At 40.8% G+C, this 18,535-nt stretch carries 23 protein-coding genes and 1 pseudogene; 12 read left to right on the top strand and 12 right to left on the bottom strand.

Annotated features, from left to right (window positions below):
- Positions 1 to 114: 114 nt before the first annotated feature.
- Both ACWIUE_RS09345 and ACWIUE_RS09340 read right to left on the bottom strand, forming a co-directional pair.
- Positions 115 to 993, bottom strand: coding sequence for a glycosyltransferase family 8 protein (locus ACWIUE_RS09345; protein WP_454136469.1), 879 nt, complete (start codon positions 991 to 993; stop codon positions 115 to 117).
- Positions 954 to 1,091 carry a hypothetical protein gene (locus tag ACWIUE_RS09340; RefSeq protein WP_454136508.1) on the bottom strand — a complete coding sequence of 46 codons (138 nt, stop codon included), beginning with the start codon at positions 1,089 to 1,091 and terminating at the stop codon, positions 954 to 956. The genes ACWIUE_RS09345 and ACWIUE_RS09340 overlap by 40 nt, the downstream gene beginning before the upstream one ends.
- Between ACWIUE_RS09340 and ACWIUE_RS09335 the strand changes: the two genes are divergently transcribed.
- On the top strand, positions 1,085 to 1,228 hold the full coding sequence (locus ACWIUE_RS09335) for a hypothetical protein (protein ID WP_454136468.1): 144 nt from the start codon (positions 1,085 to 1,087) through the stop codon (positions 1,226 to 1,228). The genes ACWIUE_RS09340 and ACWIUE_RS09335 overlap by 7 nt on opposite strands.
- On the opposite strand, the gene ACWIUE_RS09330 is transcribed toward ACWIUE_RS09335, so the two are convergent.
- From ACWIUE_RS09330 to ACWIUE_RS09295, 8 genes and pseudogenes are all read right to left on the bottom strand, one after another.
- A complete protein-coding gene (locus ACWIUE_RS09330) occupies positions 1,205 to 1,348 on the bottom strand; it encodes a glycosyltransferase family 8 protein (protein ID WP_454136467.1) in 144 nt (47 codons plus the stop codon). The genes ACWIUE_RS09335 and ACWIUE_RS09330 overlap by 24 nt on opposite strands.
- Positions 1,349 to 1,351: 3 nt before the next feature.
- On the bottom strand, positions 1,352 to 2,650 hold the full coding sequence (gene murA, locus ACWIUE_RS09325; protein ID WP_454136466.1) for a UDP-N-acetylglucosamine 1-carboxyvinyltransferase: 1,299 nt from the start codon (positions 2,648 to 2,650) through the stop codon (positions 1,352 to 1,354).
- A 3-nt stretch (positions 2,651 to 2,653) separates the two neighbouring features.
- Complete coding sequence (locus tag ACWIUE_RS09320; protein WP_454136465.1) at positions 2,654 to 3,076, bottom strand: hypothetical protein; 423 nt, start codon at positions 3,074 to 3,076, stop codon at positions 2,654 to 2,656.
- Positions 3,077 to 3,382: 306 nt separating this feature from the next.
- Positions 3,383 to 4,204 (bottom strand): annotated as a pseudogene (gene galU, locus ACWIUE_RS09315) (UTP--glucose-1-phosphate uridylyltransferase GalU); the annotation flags it as partial.
- 103 nt (positions 4,205 to 4,307) lie between these two features.
- Positions 4,308 to 5,066, bottom strand: coding sequence for an ATP-binding protein (locus ACWIUE_RS09310; RefSeq protein ID WP_454136464.1), 759 nt, complete (start codon positions 5,064 to 5,066; stop codon positions 4,308 to 4,310).
- Entirely contained in the window at positions 5,066 to 7,495 is a 2,430-nt protein-coding gene (locus tag ACWIUE_RS09305) for an AAA family ATPase (RefSeq protein WP_454136462.1), read from the bottom strand. Before ACWIUE_RS09305 ends, ACWIUE_RS09310 begins: the two co-directional genes overlap by 1 nt.
- 9 nt (positions 7,496 to 7,504) lie before the next feature.
- Positions 7,505 to 7,651 carry a hypothetical protein gene (locus ACWIUE_RS09300; protein ID WP_454136461.1) on the bottom strand — a complete coding sequence of 49 codons (147 nt, stop codon included), beginning with the start codon at positions 7,649 to 7,651 and terminating at the stop codon, positions 7,505 to 7,507.
- Position 7,652: 1 nt separating this feature from the next.
- On the bottom strand, positions 7,653 to 7,949 hold the full coding sequence (locus tag ACWIUE_RS09295; protein ID WP_454136460.1) for an ATP-dependent Clp protease adaptor ClpS: 297 nt from the start codon (positions 7,947 to 7,949) through the stop codon (positions 7,653 to 7,655).
- 143 nt (positions 7,950 to 8,092) lie between these two features.
- Between ACWIUE_RS09295 and ACWIUE_RS09290 the strand changes: the two genes are divergently transcribed.
- The 4 genes from ACWIUE_RS09290 to ACWIUE_RS09275 all read left to right on the top strand — a co-directional run bounded on the left by ACWIUE_RS09290 (position 8,093) and on the right by ACWIUE_RS09275 (position 12,046).
- Positions 8,093 to 9,793, top strand: coding sequence for an ABC transporter ATP-binding protein (locus tag ACWIUE_RS09290; protein ID WP_454136458.1), 1,701 nt, complete (start codon positions 8,093 to 8,095; stop codon positions 9,791 to 9,793).
- 28 nt (positions 9,794 to 9,821) lie between these two features.
- Entirely contained in the window at positions 9,822 to 10,196 is a 375-nt protein-coding gene (locus tag ACWIUE_RS09285) for a hypothetical protein (protein WP_454136457.1), read from the top strand.
- Between the two features lie 50 nt (positions 10,197 to 10,246).
- Positions 10,247 to 10,999, top strand: a complete 753-nt coding sequence (locus ACWIUE_RS09280) for an NAD+ synthase (RefSeq protein ID WP_454136456.1) — start codon at positions 10,247 to 10,249, stop codon at positions 10,997 to 10,999.
- A gap of 105 nt (positions 11,000 to 11,104) precedes the next feature.
- On the top strand, positions 11,105 to 12,046 hold the full coding sequence (locus ACWIUE_RS09275) for a tetraacyldisaccharide 4'-kinase (protein ID WP_454136455.1): 942 nt from the start codon (positions 11,105 to 11,107) through the stop codon (positions 12,044 to 12,046).
- On the opposite strand, the gene ACWIUE_RS09270 is transcribed toward ACWIUE_RS09275, so the two are convergent.
- The gene (locus ACWIUE_RS09270; RefSeq protein ID WP_454136454.1) at positions 12,017 to 12,268 is read right to left on the bottom strand and encodes a hypothetical protein; all 252 of its coding nucleotides are present in this window, start codon (positions 12,266 to 12,268) and stop codon (positions 12,017 to 12,019) included. The two genes, ACWIUE_RS09275 and ACWIUE_RS09270, sit on opposite strands and share 30 nt — an antisense overlap.
- Before the next feature lie 54 nt (positions 12,269 to 12,322).
- On the opposite strand from ACWIUE_RS09270, the gene ACWIUE_RS09265 reads away from it, so the two are divergent.
- Genes ACWIUE_RS09265 through ACWIUE_RS09240 form a run of 6 tightly spaced genes read left to right on the top strand, consistent with a single transcriptional unit; the run spans position 12,323 to position 17,288 of the window.
- Positions 12,323 to 13,747: a peptidylprolyl isomerase gene (locus ACWIUE_RS09265; RefSeq protein WP_454136453.1), complete on the top strand. Its 1,425-nt coding sequence runs from the start codon at positions 12,323 to 12,325 to the stop codon at positions 13,745 to 13,747.
- 3 nt (positions 13,748 to 13,750) lie between these two features.
- Positions 13,751 to 15,124: a cell division protein FtsA gene (gene ftsA, locus ACWIUE_RS09260; RefSeq protein WP_454136451.1), complete on the top strand. Its 1,374-nt coding sequence runs from the start codon at positions 13,751 to 13,753 to the stop codon at positions 15,122 to 15,124.
- 27 nt (positions 15,125 to 15,151) lie between these two features.
- On the top strand, positions 15,152 to 16,276 hold the full coding sequence (gene ftsZ / locus ACWIUE_RS09255) for a cell division protein FtsZ (protein ID WP_454136450.1): 1,125 nt from the start codon (positions 15,152 to 15,154) through the stop codon (positions 16,274 to 16,276).
- Entirely contained in the window at positions 16,273 to 16,884 is a 612-nt protein-coding gene (locus ACWIUE_RS09250; protein ID WP_454136449.1) for a GDSL-type esterase/lipase family protein, read from the top strand. Before ftsZ ends, ACWIUE_RS09250 begins: the two co-directional genes overlap by 4 nt.
- Positions 16,871 to 17,104 carry a hypothetical protein gene (locus ACWIUE_RS09245; RefSeq protein ID WP_454136448.1) on the top strand — a complete coding sequence of 78 codons (234 nt, stop codon included), beginning with the start codon at positions 16,871 to 16,873 and terminating at the stop codon, positions 17,102 to 17,104. Before ACWIUE_RS09250 ends, ACWIUE_RS09245 begins: the two co-directional genes overlap by 14 nt.
- Complete coding sequence (locus tag ACWIUE_RS09240; RefSeq protein ID WP_454136447.1) at positions 17,052 to 17,288, top strand: hypothetical protein; 237 nt, start codon at positions 17,052 to 17,054, stop codon at positions 17,286 to 17,288. Before ACWIUE_RS09245 ends, ACWIUE_RS09240 begins: the two co-directional genes overlap by 53 nt.
- A gap of 23 nt (positions 17,289 to 17,311) precedes the next feature.
- On the opposite strand, the gene ACWIUE_RS09235 is transcribed toward ACWIUE_RS09240, so the two are convergent.
- Positions 17,312 to 17,521, bottom strand: coding sequence for a hypothetical protein (locus tag ACWIUE_RS09235; RefSeq protein ID WP_454136446.1), 210 nt, complete (start codon positions 17,519 to 17,521; stop codon positions 17,312 to 17,314).
- A gap of 145 nt (positions 17,522 to 17,666) precedes the next feature.
- Here ACWIUE_RS09235 and ACWIUE_RS09230 point away from each other — a divergent pair, with 145 nt between their 5' ends.
- Positions 17,667 to 18,533, top strand: a complete 867-nt coding sequence (locus ACWIUE_RS09230) for a hypothetical protein (protein ID WP_454136445.1) — start codon at positions 17,667 to 17,669, stop codon at positions 18,531 to 18,533.
- Positions 18,534 to 18,535: the final 2 nt, after the last annotated feature.

Raw genomic sequence — 18,535 nt, 5'->3', positions numbered from 1 at the left:
TGCTCCTTATGCAGTTTAAACTCAATCTACGCCTAATATGATTTTCTTATGATTATATCAAAAAATACAAATTTAAGACTTGAATTTATTAGAGTTTAAGTTCTTATACCATTTTTAGATTCTGCGTTTTGCAAAGATTCTGCGAAAAATGCGCTTTATTTTATTTCTTATGCGATTTAGCAATAATGTCTTTTTGTGCTTTTCTATGATTTTCCCCTCCAAACTCTCCAAAAACTCCCTTGCAAACGGAGTTTTTAGCATATACAAAAACCAAATTTCACTTTTTGGCACACTAGCATCATTCCAAGGTTTTTTCTCTCCGACAAAATGCAGTTGAATAGGGCGAAGTCGCGCAGAATCTAACTCTTTTTGCGAATAAATTTCTGGCACTAACTTTTCCCAATTATCCCCATAAACTTCCCAATTCGCGTGGCAAACGATATGCGCTGGGGAAAGCGTGGCGATGCGCGGATAGCAGATGATATTTAGCACATCCTGCTCTGCTAAAACTAACTTTTTGGCGTTTTCTTTTAGATAATTTACCAACTTTGCCTCGATATCATCCGCCCTCCACGCCTTTAAGTTCGCTATCAAATATCCGCCGCCAACGCCATTTTTAACCGCTAAAAATTCCTCATCACTAAAATTTCTATACCCCTTTTTCCAACCATCAAGCGGGTAAATCGCATTTGGATTATTCGCCTTAACTCCCGCGAGATAATCATCGCCCTTAAACGCTAAAAAACTCTCGCTTACATCGCCCAAAAATACCACATCCACATCGCTTATTATAATTTTCTCAAACTCAAAATGCGAAGTTAGCAAAAGTTTATAAAAAAACTCTTTTGCAAAATGCGCTTGCAATCCTAACTTCCCCCACTCATCGCAGAATCTACCATCCATATCGATAAATTCAAGCGAGGCAAACCCGCCAAACTCCGCAATGGTATCTTTCAACATCTGCTGATTTCGCGCTGATAAATCATTATGCAAAACAAATAGGCAGTAAAAAAGCGGGATTTTTGCGGGAGATTCTGCGAATTTTTGGTAAGATTCTGCGTTTTTCGCAGAATCCGCAGAATCTGTGGCATTCGCAGAATCTAAATTTTTCGCAGAATCTAGTGCGAAATCAAATGCAGATTCTGCGATTTTTGTAGAATCTGGCGCAATTTTTGAAGTAGATTCTGCGTTTATCGCAGAATCTCTATTCTGCCCCCCCCCTATTTAGCATTTCTTGCAAACTACCATCCACCTCTCTTTTTGCGTTTTCTAAAAGCGAGTAAAATGCCACACCCGCCGGGATTACATAATTTTTATCAAAGCAAAATGCTATTGGAATTTCTATCATTTTTCACTCCCTGCCACGCGTAATTTTCACGCCTAAATTTGATAATTTTGCTTCGATATTTTCATATCCTCTATCCAAATGATAGATTCTGTGAATCTTTGTTTTGCCCTGTGAGACGAGTGCGGCAAGGATTAGCGCGGAGCTTGCACGCAAATCTGTCGCCATCACATCTGCGCCTTTTAGCTCTGTGGGGGCGCTGATTTTGGCGATATTGCCCATCAGCGCGATATTTGCGCCAAGTCTATGCAATTCATTTATGTGCATAAAGCGATTTTCAAAAAGTCGCTCTTCGATAATGCTAACGCCCTCACATTGCGTAGCTAACGCCATAAACTGCGCTTGCATATCGGTGGGGAAGCCCGGATATTCGCTTGTGCTAATCTCAAAGGCGTTGCGTTTGGCGGCGGGTTTTATGGTGAGATTCGCGCTTTTTGATTCGTGCGAATCGCCACTAGATTCGCTAGATTCATCGATTTCAAACCCAATTTCGCGCAGTTTATTTAGCACCGCCTCCAAATGCTTTGGCAGGACACTTTGCACTTCAATTTGCGCATTTGTAATCGCTCCCGCACATAGATAAGTCCCCGCTTCGATTCTATCGGGGATTATGCAAATTTCTTGCATTTTTAGCAGTTCGCCATCTGTGCCTGTGATGTAAATCTCATCGCTCCCCGCACCGCTGATTTCTACGCCACTTTGCGCCAAAACTTCGCATAGTTGAATGACTTCGGGTTCTTTGGCGGGATTTAGGATTGTCGTTTTGCCACGCGCTAGGGCTGCTGCCATTAGGACATTTTCCGTGCCTGTAACGGTGATTTTATCAAAGATGATTTGCGCACCTTTTAGCCCATTTGGCGCGGTTGCGGTAATGTAGCCATTTGCTATGCTGATTTCTGCGCCCATTTTTTGCATCGCCTTTATGTGTAAATCCACAGGACGCGCCCCAATCGCACACCCCCCTGGCAAACTCACCTGACATTTGCCAAAGCGCGACAAAAGCGGTCCTAGCAGTAAAATTGACGCGCGCATTTTTCGCACCATATCATAGATGACTTTCAAATTACTTATATTTTTTGTGTTTATTGTGGCTTCATTTGGGCTAGATTCAAGCGATTCTGCGCCTAACATTGTCAAAATTTTTATTAGCGTTTTTATGTCCGTTACGCTAGGTAGATTGCGCAATTTCACATCATTTTTTGCCAAAATACTTGCGGCAATCAAAGGCAGTGCGGCATTTTTCGCACCGCTAATTTTCACAGCCCCACTTAATTTTTTAACGCATTCAATTTCTAAAAAATCCATTCTTTACCCCTTTTTTTGATTTGCCTTGCGGTATTTGAGACTAATGCCGATGCTATGCTCTATCTCTTTTTTAATGCTTGGATTTTTACTCGCCAAGTCGTCCCTAAACTGCGCTGCTTGCTCCATACTCATATATTCTAACATCGTAATGCTTTGAATTAGCGCAAGCCACGCATTTAAATTCTCCGCCCCCTTGTAATTTCTATAAAAATTCGCATAAAACTCTTTCATTACGCCATCCATAATCGCCTTATCCGCCTTGCTGTGTTGCACTTGTTCGATTAGAAAATCAAGCGTGGTTAGGGGCTTTTTTGACTCTTTTGGCGAATTGCTAAAAAATCCACTTGCAAGTAAAATGACAAATACGACAAGTAGCCCCACAAGCGCGATTGCGTAAAATAAAATGAAATATAATGGCGGATACACTTATCTTTTTGCCTTGCTTTTGGGATTATTGCGATTCGTGCTTTTAGGGCGCGAATCTTTGCGATTCGTGCTTGAATCTTTTGTGCGATTCGCAGAATCTGTTTTGTTAAATTTTGCGATTTTTTGGCTAGATTCTGCGTTTTTCGTTTGATTCGCAGAATCTAGCGCAGATTTTCTCGTCATTGCGAGATTCTGCGAAGCAGAATCGTGGCAATCCACGATATTATTTTTTTGGATTGCTTCGGCACTTCGTGCCTCGCAATGACGAAGTGAAGTAGATTCTGCGTTTTTCGCGCGATTCGCACAACGATTGCTTCGTTCAAAAAGCTCATTATTTGCGCGGACAAAGCCCTCCACACTTCCGCAATCATAGCGAATCCCCTTAAATTTATATGCCAAAACGCGCGAAATCTGCGCTTGTTTATTTAGCGCGTCAGTGATTTGAATCTCGCCTTTTTTGTCCGCCTTTGTGTAGCGCAAAATCGAAAAAATATCGGGCGTCAAAATATATCGCCCAATCACTGCCAAATTGCTCGGCGCGTCCTTTGGCTCGGGCTTTTCTACCATTGATTTTATTTCAAAAATCCCACTCTCAATCTCCACGCCATCAATCACGCCATATTTGTTTAGCTCATCTTTTGGGACTTCTTGTATTGCCACAATCGCGCAGCGATATTTTGCATAAAGCTCCGCCATTTGCGATAAAACGCCATCTCCGTTTTCATTTATACACAAATCATCTGCCAAAATCACGCCAAATGCCTCAGCCCCGATTAAACTCTCCCCTGTGAGTATCGCATCGCCTAGCCCCTTCATAGCCTTTTGTCGCGTGTAAGTAAAGGTGCAACGCGCAATAATGTCATTTATTTCCTCCAAAAAATGCTCTTTTTTGGCGTCTTTTAGTTGCGCTTCTAGCTCGTAACTTGCGTCAAAATGGTCTTCAATGGCGCGTTTGCCACGCCCCGTTACGATTGCCATCGTATCGCATTTTGCATTCAACGCTTCTTCGATTCCATATTGAATGAGAGGCTTTGCATTCACAGGGAGCATTTCCTTTGGTATCGCCTTTGTAGCGGGTAGAAACCGCGTCCCATAACCCGCTGCGGGAAATAAACATTTTTTAATCATCTGTTTGTCCTTTCGTGTTTGAGATTAGATTCGCACGAATCATTTGCGATTCGTGGATTGCTTCGTTGTGGCTTCGCCACGCCTCGCAATGACGATAAGCACTTCATACCAATCCTATCTTTGAAGCGCGATAAAAATTATACGCCACGCGCCCACTTCGCGCACCTTTTTGCGTAGCGTAAGCAAGAGCTTTTTTGCGCACCTCATCGCTAAAATCGCCTTCAAAATATAACGCCACAATTTGCAAATATTCATCGATTGTGGATTTGTAAAATGGGATACTTAAACCAAATCTATCGCTAAGGCTGATTTTTTCCTCTACGGCGTCTTGAAAATGGATTTCGCCGTTTATAAAATGCGCTCCATCATTTTCGCTCTGCATTTCGCTAATCAAATGTTTGCGATTTGAAGTGGCGTAAAGCAAAACATTGCTCGGCACTTTTTCGATAGAGCCTTCAAGGACGACTTTTAACGCCTTGTAGCTCATATCATCTGCCTCAAAGCTCAAATCATCGCAAAACAAAATAAATTTATAGGGCTTATCGCGAATCTTATCAATTAGCATTGGCATAATGTCAATATCGCTCATCGCAATTTGAATGACTTTTAATTCGCCCATAAATTTTGTAAAAATTGCGCGAACCAAAGTGCTTTTTCCGCAACCACGCGCACCATAAAGTAGCGCATTCATTCCGCCACGCCCATTGATGAAGCTTTGCGTATTTTTTAAAAGCGAATCTTTTTGCTCATCAATGCCGACTAATTTTTCTAAATCAAATGCGTTAAAATCCTTGACTTCGTGTAAATATTCGCCCCTCCAAATAAAGGCATTGCTTGTTTCAAAGTCTAATTTTTCAATCATTATTCTTTGCCTTTTTTATGAGTTTTATTTGCAGAATCTAGCGCAGATTCTACGTTTTTTGGGCGTGATTTTGTAGATTCTGCGTTTTTTATATTGTTATTTCGAGTCTCTTTTTTGTTATTTTTTCGAGTCTCTTTTTTGTCATTTTGAGCCGTAGGCGAAAAATCTCTTTTATTTTTTTGAGATTCTTCGCTTCGCTCAGAATGACAATGTGGCAAATCGCTTCGCTCAGAATGACAAATAAAGGCAAATTCGTCGCTTTGTTTAGGGCATTTATTAAATTTTAGTCCATTTTTATCCACGCTAACTTTTATATGAGAATCCTTTGTAAATCGCTCAAAGATTATCATTTCGCTTAATGGGATTTTGATTTCTCTATCTATAATTCGCTCAATCTCCCGCGCTCCTAGCGTCCTGTCAAAGTCCAAATTTAGCAAATAATCCACCGCCTTTGAATCTAGCGCGATTTGCACATCTTTTAGTTGCAGATTCAAATCAGCGATTTGTTTTGCGACAATCTGCCTTAAATGCGACATTTCAAGCGCATTAAACTTCACCACACAATCCAAGCGATTGCGAAACTCAGGCGAAAAAATCTCTTTTAACGCGCTATCTTTGGCACTTGAATCCTTTGTAAATCCAAGCGTAGGCATTTCGCCTTGCCCCACATTTGAAGTCATAATGATTATGACATTTTTAAAATCCGCCTTATTGCCACTATTATCCGTCAATGTCGCGCTATCAAAAATCTGCAAAAGTAGATTATAAATGCTACTATGTGCCTTTTCAATTTCATCAAGTAGCAAAACGCAATGCGAATCCTTGCGAATCGCCTCCACAAGCAAACCGCCCTCTTCAAAGCCCACATATCCCGCAGGTGCGCCCACAAGGCGTGAAACCGAATGCGCCTCACTGTATTCGCTCATATCAAAGCGTTTGAGATTGATATTTAGATTTTTGGCAAGTTCTTTTGCAAGTTCGCTTTTGCCCACGCCTGTGGGTCCTGTAAATAAAAACACGCCGATTGGTTTATTTGGATTGCCAAGCCCAGCTTTGTTTTTAAGCAAGGATTTATAAAGTGATTCGATTGCCAAATTTTGCCCGTAGATTCGCGCTTTTAGCTTTGCGCAGAGATTTTTTAGCAAAATTTTATCATCTACGCTTTTATCAAGTGGGAGCTTTAAAATCCGCGCCACTAGGGATTCAATGTCGCTTTGCTCTATTTTATTTTTTCGTGCGATTTTGTAATGCGCCCCCGCTTCATCAAGCAAATCAATCGCGCTATCTGGCAAAAATCTATCGTTGATATATTTTGCGGAGAGATTTACACAGGATTTTAACGCGCTTGTGGCGTAGCTCACGCCGTGAAATTTCTCATAAAATGGCGCAAGTTGCGTTAAAATTTTAAGCGAATCTTCAATGCTAGGCTCATTTATATCAACCTTTGCAAATCGGCGCGATAACGCCTTGTCTTTGTTGAAATGATTGCGAAATTCGCTAAAAGTAGTCGCACCAATGCAACGAAACGCACCATTTGAAAGGGCTGGTTTTAGCAAGTTTGATACATCTAAACTCCCGCCACTTGTGCTTCCAGCCCCTACAATCGTGTGAATCTCATCGATAAACATTATGGCATTTTTGATTTCTGCAAAGCTATTTATCACCTCTTTTAGCCGTTTTTCAAAATCGCCTCTATATTTTGTCCCTGCGATAAGTGCGCCCAAATCAAGCGCGAAAATTTTGCAATCTTTTAGCTCATCGATTATTTCATTTTTAGCGATTTTTAGTGCCAAACCCTCCGCAATCGCCGTTTTGCCCACGCCTGATTCGCCTACCAAAATGGGATTATTTTTTTTGCGCCTACACAAAATCTCACACACGCGCTCAATTTCGCGCTCCCGCCCTATCACAGGGTCGATTTTCCCATCTTTTGCCAAAGCGACAAGTTCCTTTGTGTAAGTGGCAAGGGCGGGAGATTCAGTGGATTCGGGGGCGGATTTTGTTTGCGTATTTTTGTCAATCACCTGCTCCAAAATATCTAACTTTGTGATATTTTGCGCTTTTAGTAGCATCGTGGAATAAGCGCGTTCATCGCTTGTAAGGGCTATAAGCAAGTCAAAAATATCCATATAACGCTTTTTTTTGTTGTCCGCCAAATTTATCATAATGCCAAAAACATTCTCTAACGCGGTGGTGTAGATAGGATTGCGCACTGATTCGCCTGAATCCAAATAATTTTTCAAATAATTTAGCGTTAAAAGCTTTAATTCATCGGTATTTGCGCCCACATTTGCCAAAAATCGCTCCCCGTCATCGTTGTTTAGCAATGCCAAAAAAATGTGTTCGGTTGTCAAAATATCGTGGTGCAAAATTCCAGCCGTTTTTAGCGCGTCCTCCATAATGGCATTTAGATTTTTGTCTAACATCATTTTATGTCCTTAAAAGCGATAGTTTCTGCGATTTTGCGCTAGATTCTGCGAATCGCAGAATCTGATTTGTTTTATTTTGTGCGAATCGCAGAATCTATATTTTATCATTTTGCAAAATCTCTTTTTTGTCATTTTGAGCGAAGTGAAAAATCTCATTTCACTCGTCCTCAACTACGATTCGCAAGGGGTATCCCGCCTCTTTTGATTTGATTCGTGCGATTTTTGCCTTTGTGTGCGCAATATCATAGGGATAAATGCCACAAATGCCACTGCCCTCGTTGTGAATCTTTAACATTATGCTTTCTGCCTCGCTTTGATTTTTCCTAAAAACTTCACACAAAATCATCACCACAAATTCCATCGCCGTGTAATCGTCATTTAGCATTATAACCTTTGACATTTTAGGCAGCGGGACTTCCACGCTTATGGCGACTTCCTCTTTGATTTTTTCCATAATTTGCTCTTTGTTTAGAAATTAAAATCGTAATTTTAGCATAAGTTTTGGCGTGATTCACAAAATAGAATTTACGATAAATTATTGTATAATGCGCCCTAATTTTTTATGCACTCAAATTTTATGCAAAGGTTACGGCGTTTATGAAGCTAATTTTTAATTTTTTCTCGCGTTTTATGCCCTATATCAAGGGACATTACAAGTATTTTGCAATAGCGATTTTAGGCTCTCTTATGACAGCAGGGGCGACTGCGGGAGTGGCGTATTTTATAAATCCACTTTTAGGCACACTAAATGGTAAAGTGCCAAATCTTCCGCTAATTAGCTTTGAATCAATGCAAAATAATCAAAATCTTGCACTTGTGATGGCAAGTATCATTGTATTTTTGTATCTAATGAAATCAGGCGGTATGTATATTCAAGGCTATTTTATGACTTATATCGGGGGCAATATCGTCCGCAAGATTCAAGATAGAATGCTTCGCCGTGTGCTATCTTTTGAGCTAGGATATTTCAATAAAATGCGCACTGGAGAGCTAATCTCGCGCACACTTAGCGATGTGGGGGCGATTCGCACCGCTGTTAGCAACTATATCCCTGAATTTGTGCGTGAAGTTATCACAATCATAGGACTTGCCGCTGTTGTGATTTATCAAAATCCAAAATTGGCATTCTTTGGATTAGTCGTAATGCCTATGGCTGTAATCCCGCTAAAAATGATTTTTCGCAAAATCAAAAAATATCTCCACACTTCAATGCAAAAAGGCGCGGATATTAGCGCGAAAATCGTAGAAATTTTTAATAATGTAGAGATTATCAAAGCAAGCAATGGCGAAAAAATGGAAGCAGACATTTTTGAAGCAAAAAATTTGGAGCTTTTCAAAATCGGTATGAAATCTACCAAATACGGACAGCTTACCACGCCACTAATGGAAGTGCTTGGCTCTATTGCCTTTGGAATCGTGCTTTATATCGCAATCATTCAAATAAACAAAGGCAATCTCACAATGGAGCAATTTGGCAGCTTTGCCACCGCGCTTTTTATGCTTTGGACGCCGATAAAGCGACTTGTAAATATGTGGGGCGGAATGCAGGGCGTGATTGTGGCAAATGACAGAATTTCGCAGATTTTGGAGAGAGAGCCTGAAATAAAAGACGGCACAATAACGCTAAATGCACCGATTCAAAGCATTGAGCTAAAAAATGCAAGTTTCAAATACGGCGATATTGATGCGATAAATGGCGTGAATCTAAACTTTAAGCGCAATGAAATCACCGCGCTTGTGGGAAAAAGCGGTGCTGGAAAAAGCACTTTGGTAAATCTAATATTGCGCCTTTATGAATGCAGTGGCGGGGAAATCGCCATAAATGATAAAAATATCAACGACTACACACAACAAAGTCTTTGCGCAAATATCGCAATCGTAACGCAACGAATCTTTATTTTTAACGACACAATCGCTAAAAATGTCGCTTACGGGCAAGAGATCGATGAGGCAAGAGTCGAATCTGCTTTGAGGGACGCGCAAATGTGGGATTTTGTCAAAGATATGCCAGAGGGGATTCATAGCATTTTAGACGAATTTGGCGCGAATCTTAGTGGCGGACAAAGACAGCGAATCGCAATCGCAAGGGCACTTTATCGCAACCCTGAAATTTTGATTTTAGATGAAGTAACAAGCGCGCTTGATATAAACACCGAAAATCTCATCAAAGAGGCAATAGGCGCGATTCGCAAGGATAAAATTATCATTATAATTGCGCATCGCCCAAGCACGATTGAGTTGGCTGATAAAGTGGTGCAGTTAGAAAATGGGGTTATAAAAAGTGTGCGTGTAAAGTAGGTTTGGCAATTTGTTCTGGGGTAATCATTTGCGTTGTTTTGACACAAAATTTCGCTCGGGTGTTCCCCCAAGTTCTATCTCGCTCATTTCGCGCCAAAACAACGCAAAGCACCACCGCCATTACTTCGATGGTTGCTTCGCTACGCTCGCAAATCCTGCGGATTGTAGATTCTGCGAATCGCAGAATCTAGTGTGCCTTGCCGTCATTGCGAGAAGTCGCGACTTTGTTAAAAGTTGCAAATTCGTGGCAATCCAAAATTCTCCCCCTCCCTTGCGAAAAATACCCCACCCCAAACCCCTCCCGCAAGGGGAGGGGCTTTCTTTATCTCCCCCTCCCAAATGCGCGCGGGGGATTAAGGGGGTGGGTAAAATTATTTTAGATTCTGCGAATCCAAAAACTTAAATTCTTTTTTCGCTATAATCGCAAAATTTTATTTTCAAACGGAGCAAATTATGCAAAAAAAAATCGAAAAAATACAAGATTTTTTACAAAAAGAGGTAAAAAAGCGCGGATTTAAATCTGTCGTTTTTGGATTAAGCGGTGGCATTGATAGCGCGGTGGTGGGGAAATTTTGCGCTTCTGTTTTCAAAAGCAAAGCAAAGGCAATCATTATGCCCGCATTTACTTCAAATCCTAAAAATACGCAAGATGCGATAAACTTCGCGCGGAGCGTTAGTTTAAGCTATGAAGTGGTGGATATTTCGCAGATTCTGCGGAGTTTTGTTGAAAATTTGGATTTATACAATGCGCCAAATGTCCGCCGTATAGGCAATCTCACGGCACGCATTAGAATGAGTGTGCTGTATGATAAAAGTATCGAAAATAACGCGCTGGTGGTGGGTTGCAGTAATAAAAGTGAGCTTATGCTAGGCTATGGCACGATTTTTGGCGATTTGGCGTGTGCGATAAATCCCATCGGCGACTTGTTTAAGAGCGAGATTTTCGCACTCGCCCAAAATATCGGCATTCCACGCCATATCATCGCTAAAAAACCAAGTGCGGATTTATTCGCGGGGCAAAGCGATGAGGGAGATTTGGGATACTCTTACAGCGAAATCGATAAGATTTTAAAATTGATTGAAAAAGGTGCGGGGGCAAAGGACTTGATTCAGGCTGGTTTTGGCAAAAAATTCGCAGAATCTATCGCAAAAAAAGTAAAAAATAATAAATTTAAAAGCGAATTGCCAAAAGTGCTAAAAATATAAGAAATTTGATTTTGGGCGAATTTCAAAATAGATTCTGCGATTTTGGCAAAATTACAAAGAAATTACAAAGCAGATTCTGCGATTCGCAACATTAAAAGGGGCAAAATGCGTTTTATTGATAGATATTTTTATAAGCCAAATTTCTTGCATATTTGCATAAGTTTTGCTCTGCTTCCTATGTCGCTTTTTTACCTTATCATAGCGACTTTACGGCGTAAATGTGCCAAATATTATGACTTCAAAATTCCTATAATTAGTGTAGGCAATCTCATCGCAGGTGGCAGTGGCAAAACGCCATTTTTATGCGAAATTGCAAAGGATTTTGACAATGTCGCCGTCATCTCGCGTGGTTACAAGCGCAAGAGCAAAGGACTGCTTGTAGTTTCACGCAATGGCGAAATTTCCGCTACACAAGAGCAAAGCGGCGATGAAGCATACCTAATCGCACTAACTTTAAAAAATGCAAGTGTGATTGTCAGCAAAGACCGCGTAGCAGGGATTTTGGAGGCGCAAAAATTAGGCGCGAAAATTGTGTTTTTAGATGATGGATTTCGCTTTAATTTTAAAAAATTAAGCATAGTTTTGCGCCCAAAATTAGAGCCGTTTTTCAAACTCCCCATTCCTAGCGGAATCTACCGCGAAAATCCCTTTGCAAAGGGCGATTTAAATCTAAAAGAGGGCGTGGATTTTGTGCGCGAAGTGGGCGTAGAAAATCCAAGCGAAAAAATGCTACTTCTCACCGCCATCGCAAATCCCGCAAGATTAGATGAATTTTTGCCAAAAGGCGTCATCGGCAAGATTTTGCTAAAAGACCACGATAGATTTGATTTGGACTTTTTACGCGCCGAATTTAAGCGTGTGGGCGCGACTTCTTTGCTCGTTACGCGCAAGGATTTTGTGAAGCTTAGCAAATGCGAACTGCCTTTGAGTATCTTAACGCTAAAAATTCACATAAAAGAGAGCGTAAAGCGCAGAATCTATGAGTTTATCGATGAAATGCGGTATTCTACCCACCCCCTAGCCCCCTCCGCAAGGGAGGGGGAATAAATGTAGATTCTGCGAATCGCACGAAAATTTGCAAAAAAGCGCAGAATCTATGAGTTTATCGATGAAATGCACTAGATTCTGCAAATCGCACGAAAATTTGTAAAATCGCAGAATCTGCAAAATTTTCGCACTAGATTCTGCGAATCGCATAAAAATTTGTAAAATCGCAGAATCTCGCAAACTTAAAAATTCGCAGAATCTCCAAATATTTTCAAAAAACACAAAAATTTTTATGCTACAATTTCAAATTTTAACTTCAATTTTTAAGGACTTGCGTTGATTTCGTGGATGCAAAAGCATAAAAAATATTTAATCGTTACCATTTGGATAAGCACGATTGCCTTTATTGCCGCAGGAATGGTGGGCTGGGGGGCGTATAGTTTTGGCGGCTCATCTAGCGCGGTGGCGAAGGTTGGAAGCATTAAGATTACCGCGAATGATTTGAATTTAGAGTATAGCAATATCTTGCGAAATTACGAGCAAAATAGCGGTATGACGCTTGATGCAGAGCAGGCAAAGGCGCTTGGCATTGAGGATTTGGCGATGCAAATGCTGATAAATAAAGCGTTGTTAGAGAATTTCGCGCTAGATTCTGCGATAAGAATTAGCGATGATGAGGTGTTTGATGAGATTAGCAAGATTGAGAGTTTTAAGGAAAATGGCATATTTAACACGAATCTTTACAAAGAGATTCTGCGACAAAATCGCCTAAAACCGCTTGATTTCGAGGAAAAAACGCGCAGAGATTTGCTAATCCAAAAGATTTTGGCGTTGTTCCCATCCATTCTAACGCCCCTAGAAAAAGAGATTTTAGATTTGGTGAATTTGCAGGATAGATTAAGCGTGCAAATAATCCCCGCAAGTGCCGTGCGTGTGGATATTAGCGATGATGACTTGCAAAAATATTTTAGTGAAAATAAGGAAAAATATAAAAGCGACAAACGCTTTGAGGTTGAGATTCTGCGATATGAGATAGACGCGGTGGAAGCGGGAGATTCTGCGATTAAGAAATATTATGATGATAATTTGCAAAATTATACAAAAGATGGCGCAAGAGAGGATTTTGAAGCGATAAAAGAGCGTGTGGCGGAGGATTTCAAAGAATGGAGGGCGAAGCGAAGTGCTTTGGAGGCGATTATCGCTTTGCGAGATGGGAAGCAAAAAGGCGAGATTCTGCAAATCAATCAAAATTCGCACCCAGCGATTGTTAGCGCGATTGAAAAAGCAAAGGGCAGAGTTGAACCCATTTTGGATGGCGGGGCGTATTACGCGATAAAAGTTTTAAAAGAAATCCCGCAGGAAAATCTCTCATTTGAAATCGCAAAAAAGCAAGTGCGAAGCGACTTCTACCCCACTGCGCTAAAAAATGCTTTGATAAAAGAAGCAAAGGCGAGGCAAAATATTTTCGACGGAAGGGATATTGGGTTTTATTCACTTGGCGCAAATAAGAGCATTTTATCCCTAAATATCGCAGAATCTGCCCACGCTTTGCAAGAGATTTTTAGCAAAAGCGATAAAAGCGGATTTGTGATTTTTAGCGATAAGGTGCTTTTATATAATATTTTGGAACAAAAAATGCTAGATTCTACGCAGAATCTGCCATTTTACAATGACTTTAAATCGCGCATTTTAGAGCAAAGTATATTTGAATTTTTAAGCAGAAAGTATAAGATTGTAGATTACACAAAGCAAAGGGGTTAGGTTATGGAGCAGATAGTTTTAGGTATTGATATTGGTTCATCCAAAATTTGCTCTCTTATTGCGGATTTGCGCGATGGGACGCCACGCATTTTAGGTGTGGGACTAGCGCAGTCAAACGGCATTCAAAAAGGTTCGATTAAGGCGATAGATTCTGCGAGTAAGGCGGTAAAAGAGTCTATTGATGAAGCAAAAAGAATGGCGGGCGTGGAAGTTAGCAAGGCATATATTTCGCTTTCTGGCATTTCTACAAATAGCAAAAATATCAGCGAAGTGGTGACTTTACAGGCAAACTGCGAGATTGGTAGCAAGGAAATAAATCGCATTATGCAGCAAGCCGCCTTCAACGCCCCGCGAAGCGTCATCCCGCAAAATTATGAGTTAGTGCATATTTTGCCCTATTCTTTTAAATTAGACAATCGCGAGTTTATCGATGACCCCTTTGGGATGGTGGGTTCTAGATTAGATATGAATGCGCGTGTGGTGTATGCACACAAAAGCGATTTGGCAAATCTTAAAAAAGTCATCCAAAATGCGGGAGTTGAAGTCGCAGGAATCGTGCTAAATGCCTATGCGAGCTCCATTGCCACGCTAAATAATGATGAAAAGGAACTAGGCGTGTGCTGCATTGATATGGGGAGCGATAGCTGTAACTTTATGGTGCATCGCGGGAACTCAATGCAGTATGATGACTTCGTGCACGCTGGCTCGTGGAATGTGACAAATGACATCGCCACCGTGCTAAATACCACCATAAATATCGCAGAATTGCTAAAAATAAAATTCGCAAAGTTAGATGAATTAACGCAAGATGATTTGGAAATGGTGATGGAAAAAGTCCCCACACGCAGTGGCGAAGAGCGTGCGATTAAATATGAAGTATTTCACGGCATAGTCACCGCAAGGGTGCTTGATATGCTAAATCGCATTGAGGTGTCCCTAAATCAAAGCGACTTTAAAAACACACTTGGCGCAGGTATCGTCCTAACCGGCGGAATGTCGTGTATGAAAGGGTTGCAAACAATGGCACGCGCGGTATTTGGCGAATTGTCTATTAGAATCGCAGAGCCAAAGACGCTAAATGACTCATTTGAGATTTTAAAAGACAAGGGCATTCCGTATGCGTGTTTTAGCACGGCAATCGGGCTAATTTTATATGCGTCTGGGAAATTTACAAATTATGAGTTAGATTCTGCGGGTAAAATGCTACAAAAGCAAAATATGCAATCTAATGCAAAATTTAATTCGCCCGATATAAAGGAAAAAGTTAATTTAGAAGATATCATCAAAGAGAAAGAAAAAGTCGATGAAATCGTGCTAGATGACGGCAAAAAGAGTCTTTGGGAGCAATTTATGAATTGGTTGCGGAATTTGTTTTAGGCAAAATTTGTTTTAGGAAGGATGAAAATGCAAGTAGAAATCACAGAAATGCAAAATAGAAGCAAGGTTAGAATTAGCGTAGTTGGCGTAGGCGGTGGCGGATGCAACACCATAAACCACATCATAAAGCACGGCATAAATGATGAAATCAAACTAATCTCCCTAAACACCGATGAGGAAGCGTTAAGCAAAGTTTCCGCACATAGCAAACTAAAACTTGGCGAAAAAACCACCGATGGACTTGGCGCAGGTATGTGCCCTGAGATAGGCAGAAAGAGTGCCGAAGAGAGCTATGAAAGCATTATCGAAGAGATAAAAGGCTCTCACATCGTGCTAATTGCCACAGGACTTGGCGGTGGCACGGGCACAGGCGCATCGCCCATAGTCGCAAAAGCAGCAAAGGAAGTAGGCGCACTAACCATCGCCGTAGTTACCAAACCATTTAAACACGAGGGTTCATTACGCGCCCGCCTTGCGGATGAGGGATTAAAAGAGATTAAAAAAGAAGTGGATAGCTTCATCGTCATCCCAAATGAAAAGTTGCTCTCCATCATCGATAAATCGCTTGGGTTTAAAAACTGCCTAAAAATCGTAGATGATGTGATGGCACAGGCGGTAAAAGGCATTGCGAGTTTTGTGCTACACAATAGTGGCGATGGGATAAATATCGACTTTGCGGATTTAAACACCGTAATGCAGTTTAAGGGACTTGGACTTATTGGCATTGGCGAGAAAGAGGGCGAAGATTCTGCGGTGGAGGCGGTAAAAGAGGCAATTGAGTCGCCTTTACTTGATAATATCAGCATAAATGGCGCAAGAGGCGCGATTGTGTATTATGAGCTAAATGAAGACTACCCGATGCACAAAGTAAATGAGGCAAATGAAATCATCGAGTCCGCCATCGATAGAGAGGCAAATGTGAAGTTTGGATACAAATGGAATAACGAGTTGCATCCATCGCAAATCAAAGTCACGCTTGTATTTACCGGCTTTGAAAAGGAACTCATCCACTCTCCGCAAGAAATCGCCCCCGTTGATAAATTCCCGCAAATGACGCAAATCAAAATCGCCGTAGGTGGTGGCACACGCAACACTGCGGTGAATTTTGATGATATCGATAGACCGACTTTCCTTCGAGCACAGCAGGATTGAAGTCGCTTCTTATAATCTGCCTAATTATTTTGGGCGGATTTTTTATTTTCAATCACAACTCAGCAAATCGCAGAATCTGCCCCCTGCAAGGCGATAGCATAATCACAATTGGCGATAGCTTGGCAAATGGCTATGGCGTGGGAGAAAATGAGAGTTTCGCCATTCAAACCGCGCAGATTCTGCAAAAAAGAGCGATAAAATTAGGCATAAATGGCGAGACAAGTAGCGAACTTTTAGGGCGGATAGATGGCGAGCTAGCGGGGAAAAATCCTGCTGCGATTATCATCTCCATCGGTGGCAACGACTTTTTACGCAAATTTGATAAATCCGCCACCGCGCAAAATATCCGCGCAATCACACAAAAAGCAAAGGCGAAAACTCCCTGCGTGGTGCTTCTTGGCGTGCCTGATGGACTTTTGGGATTGGTGGGTGGCGTATCAAATATTTACACAGATATCGCGGAGCGCGAGGGCGTTTTACTCGAAACAAGCGCAATGCCAAAAATCCTGCGCCAAAGCACACTCAAAATCGATGAAATCCACCCAAACAAAAACGGACACACGCTAATCGCCAAATCACTCGCAACGCTCATAAATGGCGCGAAATAGGGGATTTGATTTTGCGCGTTTTGGCGACAGATTCTGCGAAAATTTGATTTTTGCGAGCGGATTCTGCGATTTTTGCGCGACAGATTCTGCGAAAAATGGCGTAAGATTCTGCGAAATTTGTGTGAAAAACGCAGAATCTGCTTTTATTTTTCATAGATTCTGCACTTTTGGCAATTTTTCGTGTGAATCGCAGAATCTCGCACGAAATCGCAGAATCTAGTGCACTATTCCGTCATTGCGAGAGAATGAGCGAATGCGAATTCTCGTGGCAATCCATTTCGGATTCTACGAATTTTGTGAGAAAATTCGCAAAATCTCGCGGATTTATTTTCGTCATTGCAAGGCGTGGCGAAGCCCAAGCGTTGCAATCCACGAATCGCAAATCTATCCAAAAAACCCCGTAAATCCGCCCAAAATACACACGAATCTACCCCTTTTTCTCTAACAAATCCGCGTCTATGGTTTTTATAAGCGATTCAATCTCGGCAGTTTGCTTTTCGTCCTCGCAGATTTTTTCTCTCATCTTAAATCCCGCCTCGATGAGCGCGTAAAGCTCGGGCTTTGTGGTGCGCCATCGTTGAAGTGTGCGCGTGGTGATACGCAAAATCCGCGCTTTGTCCCGCTGTGTGTATTTCAATGATTATCCTTTGGGTTTTTGCTTTGGATTCTAATCTCACCACTCTTTATGGCAAACTACGACAATATTTCTAATATTTATCATAATTTAAGAAAATATGTCGTATAATATGATTTTTAAATTTTTCAAATAAAAGGGAGAAAAAATGAGAAAATCATTTTTTACAATGGTAGTCCTAGCGTTAGTTGCTATGTGTTTTAGTGTGTGTAGTAGTGTTAATAGTTGTGATAGTAGCGAAACCAAAAACGCATTAGCGCAATCTATAAAGCAAATGGTAGGTAATGAAGCACGAATTAATTATGATTCGTTTAAAAAGTTGCCAATAGATCCATCAATGTATTATGAAAAAGTAACAACGCAAGATATAGCTATAAGCAAAGGTTTAAATCAAAATACGACATTTACTTGCTCTGCGGATATTACTATTAGCTTAAACAATGAAGTTATTTTTAGGGATTTTATCGAGTATGCACCGCAATATGATTACGATAATAAAATGTATGTAACAATTACTGATAAAGAAATATCTAGGAATCGTTTTGTAAATTTAGAATTTTCAGTAGCTACGACTAGGCTTGATTTGGCTTCGACACTAAAAGCGATTGTGACAAAAGTCTTTGTTGATAATATTGATACAAAACAACCCAAAGCACCAAACCCAGATAATCCTAGCGAAATGATAGAATGGGGCGAGTGGATTATAAAAATAGCTGACTTAAATCCTAAAAAATACAAAGCCATCGGCAATGGCATTTATCCAATCGATAGAATTAGTGGTGCATTATGTGAGTGTATGGATAATAAATTTAACACATTACCACTAATGTGGATAGATACTAAAACAAGTCGCTTACACTTCAATCCAAGTAAAATAAGCAAATATGCTAACCAGTTTTGTGCTATGTTAAAAGGGAGTTACAGAGAAAATAATTCAACACAAGGATTATTTTTGGACGGCAAAGATAAAGTTATACCACTCAGCAAAGACGACGCAAGTTTTTTTATATTTTAAAT

The sequence above is a fragment of the Helicobacter sp. 23-1045 genome, assembly GCF_053654655.1.
The sequence above is the reverse complement of the archived record's forward strand: the minus strand, read 5'-3'. Positions and strand labels throughout refer to the sequence as shown.

Excerpts from the sequence above, each read along its gene's own strand:
- murA (WP_454136466.1), bottom strand. The coding sequence starts at position 2,650 with ATGGATTTTTTAGAAATTGAATGCGTTAAAAAATTAAGTGGGGCTGTG.
- ACWIUE_RS09280 (WP_454136456.1), top strand. The coding sequence starts at position 10,247 with ATGCAAAAAAAAATCGAAAAAATACAAGATTTTTTACAAAAAGAGGTA.
- ACWIUE_RS09340 (WP_454136508.1), bottom strand. The coding sequence starts at position 1,091 with ATGCCACAGATTCTGCGGATTCTGCGAAAAACGCAGAATCTTACCAAA.
- ACWIUE_RS09290 (WP_454136458.1), top strand. The coding sequence starts at position 8,093 with ATGAAGCTAATTTTTAATTTTTTCTCGCGTTTTATGCCCTATATCAAG.
- ACWIUE_RS09230 (WP_454136445.1), top strand. The coding sequence starts at position 17,667 with ATGAGAAAATCATTTTTTACAATGGTAGTCCTAGCGTTAGTTGCTATG.
- ACWIUE_RS09305 (WP_454136462.1), bottom strand. The coding sequence starts at position 7,495 with ATGATGTTAGACAAAAATCTAAATGCCATTATGGAGGACGCGCTAAAA.
- ACWIUE_RS09245 (WP_454136448.1), top strand. The coding sequence starts at position 16,871 with ATGGCGCGAAATAGGGGATTTGATTTTGCGCGTTTTGGCGACAGATTC.
- ftsZ (WP_454136450.1), top strand. The coding sequence starts at position 15,152 with ATGCAAGTAGAAATCACAGAAATGCAAAATAGAAGCAAGGTTAGAATT.
- ACWIUE_RS09330 (WP_454136467.1), bottom strand. The coding sequence starts at position 1,348 with ATGATAGAAATTCCAATAGCATTTTGCTTTGATAAAAATTATGTAATC.
- ACWIUE_RS09275 (WP_454136455.1), top strand. The coding sequence starts at position 11,105 with ATGCGTTTTATTGATAGATATTTTTATAAGCCAAATTTCTTGCATATT.
- ACWIUE_RS09310 (WP_454136464.1), bottom strand. The coding sequence starts at position 5,066 with ATGATTGAAAAATTAGACTTTGAAACAAGCAATGCCTTTATTTGGAGG.
- ACWIUE_RS09300 (WP_454136461.1), bottom strand. The coding sequence starts at position 7,651 with ATGAGATTTTTCACTTCGCTCAAAATGACAAAAAAGAGATTTTGCAAA.
- ACWIUE_RS09295 (WP_454136460.1), bottom strand. The coding sequence starts at position 7,949 with ATGGAAAAAATCAAAGAGGAAGTCGCCATAAGCGTGGAAGTCCCGCTG.
- ftsA (WP_454136451.1), top strand. The coding sequence starts at position 13,751 with ATGGAGCAGATAGTTTTAGGTATTGATATTGGTTCATCCAAAATTTGC.